Annotated in this window: 9 protein-coding genes; 6 read left to right on the top strand and 3 right to left on the bottom strand. The window is 71.8% G+C overall.

The features are described 5' to 3' along the window. Window positions 1-161 precede the first annotated feature (161 nt). Window positions 162-1,730 carry a benzoate-CoA ligase family protein gene (locus LL648_RS22510; RefSeq protein WP_232664660.1) on the top strand — a complete coding sequence of 523 codons (1,569 nt, stop codon included), beginning with the start codon at window positions 162-164 and terminating at the stop codon, window positions 1,728-1,730. Window positions 1,731-1,761: 31 nt separating this feature from the next. Continuing rightward, on the top strand, window positions 1,762-3,036 hold the full coding sequence (locus LL648_RS22505; RefSeq protein WP_232664659.1) for a S8 family peptidase: 1,275 nt from the start codon (window positions 1,762-1,764) through the stop codon (window positions 3,034-3,036). Window positions 3,037-3,054: 18 nt separating this feature from the next. Here the strand turns inward: LL648_RS22505 and LL648_RS45320 are convergent, their stop codons facing one another. Next, window positions 3,055-5,706, bottom strand: a complete 2,652-nt coding sequence (locus LL648_RS45320) for a CHAT domain-containing protein (RefSeq protein ID WP_232664658.1) — start codon at window positions 5,704-5,706, stop codon at window positions 3,055-3,057. A gap of 128 nt (window positions 5,707-5,834) precedes the next feature. On the opposite strand from LL648_RS45320, the gene boxC reads away from it, so the two are divergent. Both boxC and boxB read left to right on the top strand, forming a co-directional pair. Continuing rightward, window positions 5,835-7,517 (top strand): 2,3-epoxybenzoyl-CoA dihydrolase, encoded by a 1,683-nt coding sequence (gene boxC, locus LL648_RS22495; protein ID WP_232664657.1) that lies wholly within the window; start codon window positions 5,835-5,837, stop codon window positions 7,515-7,517. Between the two features lie 2 nt (window positions 7,518-7,519). Further along, window positions 7,520-8,932, top strand: coding sequence for a benzoyl-CoA 2,3-epoxidase subunit BoxB (gene boxB / locus LL648_RS22490; RefSeq protein ID WP_255686243.1), 1,413 nt, complete (start codon window positions 7,520-7,522; stop codon window positions 8,930-8,932). A gap of 82 nt (window positions 8,933-9,014) precedes the next feature. Here boxB and LL648_RS22485 read toward each other — a convergent pair whose 3' ends face one another. Together LL648_RS22485 and LL648_RS22480 are read right to left on the bottom strand one after the other, a co-directional pair. Continuing rightward, window positions 9,015-9,899, bottom strand: coding sequence for a YncE family protein (locus LL648_RS22485; RefSeq protein ID WP_232664655.1), 885 nt, complete (start codon window positions 9,897-9,899; stop codon window positions 9,015-9,017). Window positions 9,900-9,957: 58 nt separating this feature from the next. Beyond that, the gene (locus LL648_RS22480) at window positions 9,958-10,419 is read right to left on the bottom strand and encodes a MarR family winged helix-turn-helix transcriptional regulator (protein ID WP_232664654.1); all 462 of its coding nucleotides are present in this window, start codon (window positions 10,417-10,419) and stop codon (window positions 9,958-9,960) included. Window positions 10,420-10,492: 73 nt separating this feature from the next. Here LL648_RS22480 and LL648_RS22475 point away from each other — a divergent pair, with 73 nt between their 5' ends. Beyond that, complete coding sequence (locus LL648_RS22475) at window positions 10,493-11,701, top strand: FAD-dependent oxidoreductase (RefSeq protein ID WP_232664653.1); 1,209 nt, start codon at window positions 10,493-10,495, stop codon at window positions 11,699-11,701. A gap of 61 nt (window positions 11,702-11,762) precedes the next feature. Beyond that, window positions 11,763-12,767, top strand: coding sequence for an ABC transporter substrate-binding protein (locus tag LL648_RS22470; protein ID WP_232664652.1), 1,005 nt, complete (start codon window positions 11,763-11,765; stop codon window positions 12,765-12,767). The last annotated feature ends 59 nt before the right edge of the window (window positions 12,768-12,826 follow it).

The raw sequence follows: 12,826 nt of genomic DNA, 5'->3' as shown, positions 1-12,826 counted from the left end.
CGCCGGATCAACCGTTCATAGCAGGGGGCGCATGCGTTGGGAAGCTCGTACTCCCCAATGGCAGAGCCCGGAAGAAGGAGCCTTACCTTCTACGACTCATTGCCGCGACGCGATCAAGCTGTAGAGTGCCGGGATCCCGGAGCGCACCTGGAGCGTTTGCGATGACGCAACCATTCAATGCCACCACGTATCTCACAGAGCGCCGGATCTCCGCAGGTGACGGTGGTCGCGTCGCCTTGCGACTCCCCCGCGGGACCGTCACCTACGAGCAGCTCGACGACGAGGTGCGCCGGATCGCGGCGGGGCTCGTCCGGCTCGGGGTCCGCCCCGAAGAGCGGGTGCTGCTCTGCATGGTCGACGACCTCGAGCTGGCCGCCGGGATCCTGGCCGCGATGTACATCGGCGCCGTCGCGGTGCCGTGCTCGACCATGCTCACGGGCGGCGAGCTCGCGAAGCTCGTCGTCGACTCGCGCGCGCGGGTCCTGCTGGGCAGCCAGGAGTTCGCGGCCAACGTGGTCACCGCCGCCACCGACGCACCCGACCTGCGCCACGTCGTGCTCACCGGGCCGACCCGGCCGGCCGTCGCGGGCGTCGAGAACCTCACGTGGGACGAGCTGCGGTCCGGCGAACCGCTCGACGCCCCGTACGCGACGTGGGACGAGTCGCCCGCGCTGTGGCTCTACACGTCGGGGACCACCGGCAAGCCGAAGGGCGCGATGCACCGCCACGTCGACGTGCGGTTCGTCTGCGAGACCTACGCGATGCAGGTGCTGGGCATCCAGCCCGGCGACGTGTGCCTCTCCGCCGCCAAGCTCTTCTTCGCCTACGGGCTGGGCAACTCGCTGTTCTTCCCGCTCTCCGTCGGCGCGAGCGCCGTGCTCGAACCGGCGCGGCCCAACCCGCAGCTGTTCACCGAACGGGTGCGCGAGCACGGCGTCACGCTGTTCTTCGGCGGGCCGAGCTTCTGGGGCCCGATGCTCGCCGCCGGGCTGCCGCGGGAGGCGTTCGCGACCGTGCGCAACGGAGTCTCCGCAGGTGAGACGCTGCCGGCGCGCATGTACCACGGCGCGCTGGAGCAGTTCGGCTTCGAGATCCTCGACGGCATCGGCTCCACGGAGGCGCTGCACATCTTCATCTCCAACATCGCCGGCAAGGTCGTGCCCGGCAGCTCCGGTTTCCCGGTGCCCGGCTACCGCGTGGAGCTGCGCCGCGACGACGGCTCGATCATCGAGGGCAGCGACGAGCAGGGCATGCTCTTCATGGCCGGGGAGTCGATCTGCACCGGCTACTGGTGCCGCACCGACGTCAACCGGGCCGTCTTCCAGGGCGAATGGATGCGCACCGGCGACCAGTACGTCCGCGGCGCCGACGGCAGCTACACCTGCCTCGGCCGCGCCGACGACGTGCTGAAGGTCGGCGGGATCTGGGTGAGCCCCACCGAGGTGGAGACCCGCCTGCTGGAACACCCCTCGATCGGGGAGGCCGTGGTCGTCGGGGTGCCCGACGCCGACGGGCTCGACAAACCGGTGGCCTACGTCGTCCCGCTGGAGGGGGCGACGCTCGACCCCGACGAGGTGATCGCCTTCTGCAAGGAGGGACTGGCGTCCTTCAAGCGCCCTCGGCAGGTGCACACGGTCACGGAGTTCCCGAAGACGGCGACCGGCAAGATCCAGCGCTACCGCCTGCGTGCGCTGGCTGCGGAGAGTGGTGGAGTACTCGATTACCCGTGACATCTCGCCCTCCCCGGGCGAGCTTCACAGCATGACCGTCGACGACTTCCACCAGCCAACCGACGAAGAGATCATCGAAGAGGCCCGCCGGCTCGACAAGGAGCTGCCCCCGACCCGCAGCAACGTCAGGAAGGAGATCTCCTTCGCGAAAGAGCTGCTGGTCGTGAAAGGCACCGAGTACGCCGATCTGGCGGCGGACCTCGTCCAGCGTGGCGGCGAGGAGTACAAGCCCCCCGCGGACGGCGACTGGCGCACCGAGGCCTGGGGCGCCGAACGGGCCGACCTCAACAAGCGGTACGAGGACGCCTGCCTCCGCGTGCGGTTGTGGACGTTCCCGGAAGCCGGCGTCGAGGAGATCAACAAGATCGAGCTCGACTTCCGCGACCGGGGGGTGCACCAGAACCGGATCCTGGTCGGGGCGAAGGGCACGAGCCCGCACCCGGCGGGCGCCCCGGCCGCTGCGGCGACGACCGGAAGCATCGTTTTGAGCGCCCCGACGCCCGGCCCGCCCGGGCTCGCCGTGCTCGACACCGGCCTCCCGGACGGCTGGGCCGACATGCACCCGGGTCTCGCCGGCGCCATCACGCAGGACCCCGGCGACCTGCCGGAGCAGGTGATCGCCACCGATCTCGCGCTCGGCCACGGGCTGTTCATCTGCGGCCTCGTGCGCCGGTCGGAGCCGAGCGTGCGGATGCAGGTACGACGTGTGCTGCGGTTCCGGATCGTCGACGACGCCTTCCTGTGCGCCGAGCTCGGCGAGCGCACGGAGCCGGTGGTCAACCTGTCCATCGTCACCGAGTGCCAGGGCGGGGCGACCGCGCCGGTGGGCATCCGCACCGCCGTCAGCGCGCTGGCGCGCAAGGGCACGGTGGTCGTCGCCGCGGCCGGGAACAACGGCTCCGACGGGCAGCCGGTGTTCGGGTTCTTCCCGGCCGAGTTCAAGAACGTCATCGCGGTCGGCGCGTTCGATCCGCACATGTCGCCGCCGACGCAGTCGGGCTTCAGCAACCACGGGCGCTGGGTGGACGTGTGGGCTCCCGGGACCCGGCTCAAGAGCACCTACGTCAAGAGCACCGACCTGCCCACCTTCGCCGGCGGCTGGGCGATCTGGAGCGGCACGTCGTTCGCGGCGCCACTGGTCTCCGCGAAGATCGCGAAGCTGGTGCAGGACAAGGCTCCGGACGACACCCGGCTGCCCATCCAGGTCGCCGAGGACTTCCTGAGCGACGTCGACAGGTCCGACTTCAGCGGCAACGGCCGACAGCTGTTCCCGAGCCACCTCGTGGAACTGACCAAGGACTCGTGACGGCCAGCGCGAGTCGGGTCATGCACCGAAGCAGGTGAAGGCGGCGGCGGTCGCGTCGGCCACGGCGTCGCCCGCCGTCGCCCGGCGCACCGCGGCCAGCGCGTCGGCCGGGGCAGCGCCACCGGCGAGCTCGGCGTGCAGCGCGTCCATGAGCGGCGCGGTCGCCGCATCGGACACCGACAGCAGGGGCGCGACGACGGAGTGCGCGCCGAGCGCCAGCAACGCCGCGACCAGCCCCATCACCTCGTCGCCCACCCCGACCGCGCTCGCGCCCGATCCGCAGGCCGGCAGCACGACGACCCGAGGGGCCTCTTCGAGCCGTTCCAGGTCGTAGACGGTCAACGGCCCGTCGGCCAGTTCGAGCGCCGAGAACAGCGGGTTGTCGGTGCGCAGCGTGCCGTGTGCTGCGATGTGCGCGTGGTCGGCGCCGTCCAACGCCGCCAGCACCGCAGGCGCGGTCGCGGCGTCGCCGACGAGCAGGTCGGCCTGCCGGTAGCGGTCGCGGACCGCACGCGCCTCACCCTCCGCCGCGGCCAGCCGCGGTCCGGCGACCGCCACGACCCGCCCGCCGGGAACGCCCGGGCGGCTGCGCGCGGCGGCCAGCCAGGACGCGGCGGAGGGCGCCACCCGGACGGACCGCCCGGCGAGGCTCGGCAGCAACGACCACGGAAGCGGGTGCAGCACCCCGGTCGGGACGACGACCAGCGGCCGGTCGGCGACCCCGGCGATCTCGGCGGCCAGTGGCCCGAGCAGCAGCCGGTCCAGCCGCTCGCCCGCGCGGCGGGCCGCGGCGCGGTGGGTCTCCTGCGAACGCGCCGAGCCGCCGCCGTACGCCAGCCTGCGCAGCGCGAACTGCGCGGCGGCGACCTCCCGCTCGACGACGTCGACCGCTCCGAGCCGGTGCAGCACCGGACGGGCGCCGGCCCGCACCGTGACCGCGAGCATCCGGTCGCCGTGGCGCACGTACTCGACCAGCACGGCGTCGCCGAGCGCGGCGACCAGCTCGGCCGGCTGTGGCGGCGAGGCGCCACCGCGGTGCAGCGGCGATCGGGCGCTGCGGCTGGCCGCGACCACCCGCTGCTCGGCGGCGGCCAGCGCCGCCAGGGCGGGCCCCGGCCGTCCGGCGAGCTGCGCCTCGACCTGCGCCGTCGTGAGCCGCCGCACCTCGGCGAGCGCGTGCGCCAGCTCCGGGTCGTCCGGCGGCCGGACCGGCCGCAACGCCACCGCGCCCGCCCGCCACCGCTCGGCCCACGCCAGCACACCCGTCGCGGACCCGTCCGCGACGGCCAGCTGCAGCCCCATGGTGGCCAACGCCTCGGCGTGCCCGGCGACGTGGGCACGCAGGTCGGTGGCGCCCAGCCCGGCCCGGTAGCGATCGACGACCGCGAGCCCCGCGCGCAGCGCCGAGCGGGTACCCCTGCGGTCACCGGACGCATCACGCAAGAGCGCCGTCGCGTGCCACGCACGCACCCGCAGCTCCAAGGAGCCAGCACGCCGGGCCGCGGTGGCGACCGCAAGATCGGCGACGGCAGCGTCCATGTCGCCGGCCCGCAAGGCGGCCCGCGCCGCCACCAACCGGGCATCCAGCTCCGCCACCCGCCAGCCTGCGGCCGCCAGCTCCGCAGCGCACTCGCCGGCAGCACGTTGCAGCCGGCGGGCCTGGGCACCGGCCAGCTCGTCCGCCCGCAGCACCGTGAACCGGGCGACCAGCTCCCAACCGCGCCGCGACTGGCGCCGGAACATCTCCCGCGCCGCGGTGCCGTCGGCCCGAGCCCGTTCGGCGTCGCGCTCCGCCAGCGCAACCTGCGCGAGCAAGAGCCGCACCTCCGCCAGGTCGGCGGCGTTCGCCGAGCCGGCGAGCAGCGCAGCAGCCCGCTCGGCGACCCGTCGGGCCTCCGCGACGAGCCCCACCGCGACAAGCACCTCGAACCGGCAGATCAGCACCCGCCAGACCGGCACCCCCAACCGGCCGAACCGGTCCTCCGCCAGCTGATAGTGCTCGAGCGCCGCCGGCGCGTCGCCGCGGCGGGAGGCGACGAAGCCCAGGTTCATGTCGGCGTTGCCGATCAGCCGCTCGAGGCCCAGCTCGCGGTAGAGGTCGCGGGCCTCGACGAGGTCGGCCTCGGCCTCGTCGAGGCGCCCGGAGTAGGCCAGCCCGACGGCGCGGTTGCCCAGCGCCTTCGCGACGGCCACCCGGTCGCCCGCCTGCCGGAAGACCGGTAACGCGGCGGCGTACGCGGCCATCGCCTCGTCCAGCCGTCCGGCCTCCTGCAGGATCAGCGCACGCTGGCTCGCCGCCAACGCCGCGGCCAGGCCGATCAGCCCACGCTGCGCCCGGTCGGCCTCACGCAGTGCCGCGCGGGTGTGGCCCATCGCGCCGAGCAGGTAGGCCGCGAGCAGGCGGGCCTTCGACTCCTCGGCCGGAACACCGCCCCGGACGGCCACCGCAACCGCGGTCCGCACCCGGTCCAGCGCCGTCTCGCGCTCCCCCAGCTCGCAGAGCGCGAGCGCCCATGCCCGGTGGGCGGTGGCCTCCGCCGCGGGATCCGGTTCGGCGTGCGCGGCGGCCGCCGCGGTGCCAGCGAGCTCCAGCGCGGCGCGCGGATCGCCGGAGGCCAGCGCAAGCGCCTGCTCCGCCGCGTCCCGAGCCGCCCCCACGTCGATGCTCACCCCGGCAGCCTGACAAACACCGCCCCTCTCGGACAGGTCCGGAAGCGCGCAATACGTTCTACATCTCTATCAACGAACGCAATGGTGTTGTAGAGTGACAGCCAGCCGAACCCCAACGTGGAGGACGGATGTCGACCACCACCGACCAGCCCGAGGTCTCGTTCGACACCGAGCCCTCGGCGTACCGCCACTGGAAGATCGACGTCGACGGGGAGATCGCCCAACTGCGCCTCGACATCGACGAAGCGGGCGGGATCGTGCCCGGCTACGAGCTGAAGATGAACAGCTACGACCTCGGCGTCGACATCGAGCTCTACGACGCCACCCAGCGGCTGCGGTTCGAGCACCCCGAAGTCCGCGCAGTGGTGCTGACCAGCGCGAAGGACCGCAACTTCTGCGCCGGCGCGAACATCAGGATGCTCGCGCAGAGCTCGCACCCGTGGAAGGTGAACTTCTGCAAGTTCACCAACGAGACCCGCAACGGCATCGAGGACGCGACGGCCAACTCGGGCCAGACCTGGATCGCGGCGCTCAACGGCACCGCGGCGGGCGGCGGCTACGAGATGGCGTTGGCGTGCGAGCAGATCCTGCTGATCGACGACAACTCGTCGGCGGTGTCGCTGCCGGAGGTGCCGCTGTTGGGGGTGCTACCTGGCACCGGCGGACTGACCCGCGTGATCGACAAGCGGCGCGTGCGCAAGGACCGCGCCGACGTGTTCGCCACCCGCTCGGAGGGGGTGCGCGGCAAGCAGGCCGTCGAGTGGAGGCTGGTCGACGAGGTCATCCCCAAGCGCCAGTGGGACGAGGCCGTCGCCGAACGGGCCGCCGCCGCGGCCGGACGCTCGACCCGGCCGGCCGGCGCGCAGGGCATCACGCTGCCGCCGTTGCAGCGCGAGGTGACCGCCGACGGGATCCGCTACCAGCACGTCGAGGCAAGGTTCGAGCGCGAGCAGGGGCTCGTCGAGATCACCGTCTTCGGCCCCGAGGGGGACGTGCCCGACACCGTCGAGCGCGTGCACGAGCTGGGCGCCGGGTTCTGGCCGCTGGCCATGACCCGCGAGCTGGACGACCTGATCCTGCGGCTGCGCACCAACGAGCTGGAGCTGGGCACCTGGATCGTCCGCACGAAGGGCGACGTCGAGGACGCGCTGGCGTTCGAGCGGGTGATCGCCGAGCACAGCCGCGACGACTGGCTGGTCAACGAGATCCGGCACTACTTCAAGCGGGTGCTGAAGCGGCTCGACGTCACCTCGCGCTCGCTGATCGCGCTGATCGAGCCGGGGTCGTGCTTCGCCGGCGCGCTGCTGGAGCTCGCGCTGGCGTGCGATCGCCAGTACATGCTCGAAGGCTTCATGGAGGAGGACTCGCAAGAGGGCGAGCCGGCGCAGCTCGTGCTGAGCGAGAGCAACTTCGGCGCGTTCCCGATGAGCAACGGGCTCTCCCGGCTGGGGTCGCGGTTCTACGGCGACGACGACACCGTCGCGAAGCTGCGCCAGGAGACGGGCCGGCGGATCGAGGCCGTCGAGGCGATGGAGCTGGGGCTGGTCACCGACGCCCCCGACGACATCGACTGGGAGGACGAGATCCGGATCATGCTGGAGGAACGGGCCTCGCTCTCCCCCGACGCGCTGACCGGCATGGAGGCCAACCACCGGTTCGTCGGGCCGGAGACGATGGAGTCGCGGATCTTCTCCCGGCTCACCGCGTGGCAGAACTGGATCTTCGTGCGGCCCAACGCCTCCGGGCCGGACGGCGCGCTGCGCAGGTACGGCACAGGACGCAAGGCCGACTTCGACCGCAAGCGGGTGTGAACATGTCGATCGACTACAGCGAGAAGATCCCCAACAACGTCGACCTCGCCGGCGACCGCAAGCTGCAACGTGCGCTGGAATCGTGGCAGCCCAACTTCCTGACCTGGTGGAAGACCATGGGTCCGGCGGTGCCGACCGAGGACGTCTACCTGCGCACGGCGGTCGCGGTCGGCCGCGAGGGGTGGGCGCACTTCGACCACGTCGCCATGGAGGAGTACCGCTGGGGCGTGTTCCTCGCCGAGCGCAACTCCGACCGCCGCATCGCGTTCGGTGAGCAGAAGGGCGAGCCGGTCTGGCAGCAGGTGCCCGGCGAGTACCGTGCCGACCTGCAGCGGCTCATTGTCATCCAGGGCGACACCGAGCCTGCGTCCGTCGAGCAGCAACGCCGCCTCGGCGAGACCGCGCCCTCGCTGTACGACCTGCGCAACCTGTTCCAGGTCAACGTCGAGGAGGGCCGCCACCTCTGGGCGATGGTCTACCTGCTGCACGCCTACTTCGGGCGCAACGGCCGCGAGGAGGCCGAGGCGCTGCTGCAGCGCAACTCCGGCGACCTCGACAGCCCGCGCATCCTCGGCGCGTTCAACGAGGAGACCCCCGACTGGCTGTCGTTCTTCATGTTCACCTACTTCACCGACCGCGACGGCAAGTACCAGCTGGGCACGTTGAAGGAGTCGGCGTTCGACCCGCTCTCCCGGACCTGCGAGTTCATGCTCAAGGAGGAGGCGCACCACATGTTCGTCGGCACCACCGGTGTCGACCGCGTGGTCGCCCGCGCCGCCGAGCTGATGCGTGAGCACGACACCGACGAGATCGCCCCGCACGGCGGCATCCCGCTCGACGTCGTGCAGAAGTACATCAACTTCCACTACTCGGTCTCGCTCGACCTGTTCGGCTCGGAGCAGTCGACCAACGCGGCCAACTACTTCACCGCCGGCCTGAAGGGCCGCTGGCAGGAGGAACGCCGCAAGGACGACCACGTGCTCACCGACGACGCCGCCCGCATCCAGCTCGTCCGCGACGGGCAGCTGACCAGCGACGAGGTGCCGGCGCTGCTCGCGCTCAACCACGACCTGCAGTCCGAGTACGTCTCCGACTGCGAGAGCGGGCTCAAGCGCTGGAACCGCGTGCTGGAGAAGGCCGGCGTCGGACGGCGGCTCACGCTGCCGCACGTCGGGTTCAACCGGCACGTCGGCGTGTTCTCGGGGCACCACATCACGCCGAGCGGGCAGCTCGTCGGCGAGGACGCGTGGGAGGCCAAGCGCGACGCGTGGCTGCCGACGGAGGCCGACAAGACCCACGTCCGCACGCTCATGCGCCCCGTCTACGAGCCGGGCAAGATCGCCGGCTGGATCGCACCGCCCACGCACGGCATCAACGACAAGCCGTTCGACTACGAGTACGTCCACTTCCCCTGACCCCAGCGCCAACTTCCCCACCGTTTTGCCAACCTGCACGCCGTTTTGGGTGTGCAGGTTGGCAAAACGGTGGGGAACTTCGTCAGCGGCGGAGCATCGTGACGCTCGCGGAGCTCGTGTTGGCGACGAAGACCGCACGCTCGCCCGCGATCACGTCGAGCGGATCGTCCCCGGTGGGCACCGGCGAGCCCTCGGCGACGTGGTCGGACGTGCGGAACGCCGTGACGGTGCCGCCCGCGCCGTCGACGGCGTAGAGCAGCCGACCGTCGGGAGTCACTGCGACGCCCGTGACCCCGCCGCCGACCTGGACGGGGTTGCCGACCTCCGTGAACGTCGCCAGGTCGAACGTCGAGACGGTGCCGAACTGCGGGCTGCCGGCGTAGAGCCGCCGGCCGTCCGGCGTGACGGCGAGGTGGCCGGGCCGGAACGTGAGCTCCAGCGTTGCGACGACGCTCGCCGTCGAGGTGTCGATCGCGGAGAGCACCCCGAACTGGGGGCTGGCGACGTAGACGCGAGCGCCGTCGGGGCTCAGCACGACGTCGCCGGGATGCTCGGCCACCGCGATCGGCTGCCCCGGGCCGGACGCGAGATCGACCACGACCACCGTGTCGCGCTCGAAGTCGGAGACGTACGCGGTGCCACCGCCGGGAGCGACGGCCACCGCGCCGGGCATGCCGGGCAGCCGGATCCGGCCGATCTCCGACGACGTGCGCGGATCCAGCACGATCAGCCGCCCCGGCGACACGCCGGTGACGACGACCCGGTCCAGCCCGGACGCCGGCCCTGACGCCACGGCACTCGGCGACGACCCGACGGCGACCGTCCGCACCACCGCACCCGCCTCGGCGTCGATCACCGACACCGTCCCGTCGTCGGCGTTCACGACGTAGACGGACCGTTCGTCCGGCGTGAACGTGAGGCTGCGCGGGCCGGCTCCGACAGGGATCGCTGTGCCTGCACTGGTCATCGACGGAGCGTGACGCACCTCACGGTCGTTCACACCGGCCGGGCGGGTGCACTTCCGGTCAGCCGGTTGCGTCCGGATGGTCCTCCTCCCGACCCCTCCGTTCCTCTCCCAGCACGTCCACGAAGAAGTCGGCGATCACCTGCAGCTCCTGCGGGCTGCGCCGGCGCAGGATCGCGTCCATCTCCTCGGCGTAGCCGCGATAGTGCTCGACCATGCTCGCCATCCCCTCCGGCACGATCGTGACGATCACCTTGCGCCGGTCGCCGGAATCGCGCTCGCGGCGCACGTAGCCGCCCTTCTCCAGCCGGTCGATCACACCGGTGACGGTGCCGGTCGTGAGCCGCGAGAGCTCGGCCAGCTGGCCCGGCGTGAGCGGACCGTGCAGCTGCAGGAGGGTGAGGAACTGCGAGTCGCTCGCGCCCAGCCCCACCCGCTGTGCGATGGCCTGACTGTTCAGCACGGCGCTGGCGATGAACTGCTGCACGGCGACGCCGATCTGCTCCCGCATCACGCTTGACATTCTCTCGCATCTCCAAGAAACTTGGCTCATCAAGATACTTGAGCAACCGAGTCAGACTACCCGGGAGGGCGAGATGGGTGCAGCACGGACAGCACTGGTGATCGGCGGCGGCGTCGCCGGGCCGGTGGCGGCAATGGCACTGCAGCAGGCGGGTGTGCAGGCGACCGTCTACGAGGCCTACCCGAACAGCGCCGACGACGTCGGGGCATTCCTGACGTTGCAGGTCAACGGGATCGCGGCGCTGCGGGCGATCGGCGCCGACCACGCGCTCGACGGGATCGGCTTCGCCACGACGTCCATGCGGTTCCGCAGCGGCACCGGCCGCTACCTCGGCGAGGTGGGCATCGGCGAGCCGCTCGCCGACGGCACGGTCGGCATCACGCTGCGGCGCGCCGACCTTTACCGGGCACTGCGCGACGAGGCGCTGCGGCGCGGCGTCACCATCGAGTACGGCAAGCGGCTCGTCGACGCCACCGGCTCGGCGTCCGGGGTCGTCGCGGAGTTCGCGGACGGCACCACCGCGACCGCCGACGTGCTCGTCGGAGCCGACGGCGTCCGCTCGCGGGTGCGCACGCTGATCGATCCGGGCGCGCCGCGCGCCCGCTACGTCCCGCTGCTGAACACCGGCGGCTACGCGCCCGCGCACACGGCAGGCCTGGAGCCCGGCACGTACGAGATGATCTTCGGCAAGAAGGCGTTCTTCGGCTACGCCGTGGCCCCGGACGGCACGGTGTGGTGGTTCGCCAACCCGCCACGGCCGGCCGAGCCCACCGCGGGCGAGCTGGCGGCCGTCACGACCGATCAGTGGCGGACGATGCTGCACGAGCTGTTCGCGGGTGACAACACGCCGGCTCGCACGATCATCGACTCCACCCCCGGCGAGCTGGCCGGATGGGCGACCTACGACATGCCGCCGATCCCGAACTGGCACGGCAACCGGATGGTGCTGGTCGGCGACGCGGCGCACGCCACGTCCCCGTCGTCGGGCCAGGGTGCGTCGATGGCGATCGAGGGTGCCGTCGAGCTGGCCCGCTGCGTACGCGACCACGACGACCCGGCCGCGGCGTTCGAGGCCTACGTGCGGTTGCGCCGCGAGCGGGTGGAGCGGGTCGTCGCCGCAGGCGCGCGGACCAGCAACCAGAAGACGGTAGGGCCGGTCGGGCGGGTGCTGCGCGACGCGCTGATGCCGATCTTCCTGCGCCGGGCGGCCGGCAAGGGCTCCGGCTCGGTCGCGTGGCTGCACCGCTACGAGATCGACTGGGACGCACCCGTCGCGGCCTGACCGGGGGTGAGCGTCGGACGTCACTCTCGGCGATCAGCGCAGATGAGGATAGGCTCACCTGATGCCACGACGATGGGTTGCGCCGCTGGTCGGCGCCGTGCTCGCACTGACGCTGACGGCCGGTTGCGCGGGCACGGCGCGTCCCGACACGGGGGTTGGCAACACCGATGTCGCCACCGGCGGGCGCCTGTTCGCGACCGCCGACCAGGAGACCGCGAAGCTCGGCACCGACGCCGCTGCGGGCGTCTTCCCGCGCACCATCACCCACGCGCGCGGGACGACGACGCTGGAGAAGAAGCCGCAGCGCGTCGTCGTGCTCGACAGCGGCGAGCTCGACCAGGTGCTCGCGCTCGGCATCACCCCGGTGGCGACCGCCACGCTGAACGGCACGCAGCCGTCGTACCTGCTCGACAAGGTCGCCGGCATCCCGACGATCGGCGAGCAGAACGCGCTCAACCTCGAGGCCATCTCCAAGGCCGCACCCGACCTGATCCTCGGCAGCAAGCTGCGCGTCGACCAGCTCTACGACAAGCTCTCCGCGATCGCACCGACCGTGCTCTCCATCCGGCCGGGGTTCCCGTGGAAGGAGAACGTTCTGCTCGTCGGCGCCGCGCTCGGCGAGGAGACGAAGGCCGTCGAGGTGCTCAACGAGTACCAGCGCCATGCCGACCAGGTGAAGGCGACGCTGCAGGGCAAGCCGACGATCTCGCTCGTCCGGTTCATGCCCGGCCGGATCCGCCTCTACGGCAACCTGTCGTTCATCGGCGTCATCCTGCGTGACGTCGGGCTGGCCAGGCCGCCGAACCAGGACATCAACGAGCTCGCGGTCGAGGTGTCCACCGAGCGGATCGGCGATGCGAACGCCGACTGGATCTTCTACTCCAGCTACGGGCCGCCGACGGCGACCGACCAGGGCGGCGTCGTCAACGGCCAGCTCTGGAGTGCCATCCCCGCGGTGAAGGCCGGCCATGTCCGCCCCGTCGAGGACGAGGTGTGGTTCCTCGGGCTCGGCCCGATCGGCGCCGCCCGCGTGCTGGACGACCTGCCGAAGCTCCTCGCCGGCTGACGAACTTCCCCACCGTTTTGCCTACTTGCACAGCCGGAACGGCGTGCAGGTCGGCAAAA

The organism is Pseudonocardia sp. TRM90224 (assembly GCF_021245725.1).
In the GTDB taxonomy this organism is placed as follows: Bacteria; Actinomycetota; Actinomycetes; order Mycobacteriales; family Pseudonocardiaceae; genus Pseudonocardia.
The sequence above is the reverse complement of the archived record's forward strand: the minus strand, read 5'-3'. Positions and strand labels throughout refer to the sequence as shown.

What these genes read in the sequence shown, in the direction of transcription:
- LL648_RS22510 (WP_232664660.1), top strand. Translation starts at nt 162, where the DNA reads ATGACGCAACCATTCAATGCCACCACGTATCTCACAGAGCGCCGGATC.
- LL648_RS22505 (WP_232664659.1), top strand. Translation starts at nt 1,762, where the DNA reads ATGACCGTCGACGACTTCCACCAGCCAACCGACGAAGAGATCATCGAA.
- boxC (WP_232664657.1), top strand. Translation starts at nt 5,835, where the DNA reads ATGTCGACCACCACCGACCAGCCCGAGGTCTCGTTCGACACCGAGCCC.
- boxB (WP_255686243.1), top strand. Translation starts at nt 7,520, where the DNA reads ATGTCGATCGACTACAGCGAGAAGATCCCCAACAACGTCGACCTCGCC.
- LL648_RS22485 (WP_232664655.1), bottom strand. Translation starts at nt 9,899, where the DNA reads ATGACCAGTGCAGGCACAGCGATCCCTGTCGGAGCCGGCCCGCGCAGC.
- LL648_RS22480 (WP_232664654.1), bottom strand. Translation starts at nt 10,419, where the DNA reads ATGTCAAGCGTGATGCGGGAGCAGATCGGCGTCGCCGTGCAGCAGTTC.
- LL648_RS22475 (WP_232664653.1), top strand. Translation starts at nt 10,493, where the DNA reads ATGGGTGCAGCACGGACAGCACTGGTGATCGGCGGCGGCGTCGCCGGG.
- LL648_RS22470 (WP_232664652.1), top strand. Translation starts at nt 11,763, where the DNA reads ATGCCACGACGATGGGTTGCGCCGCTGGTCGGCGCCGTGCTCGCACTG.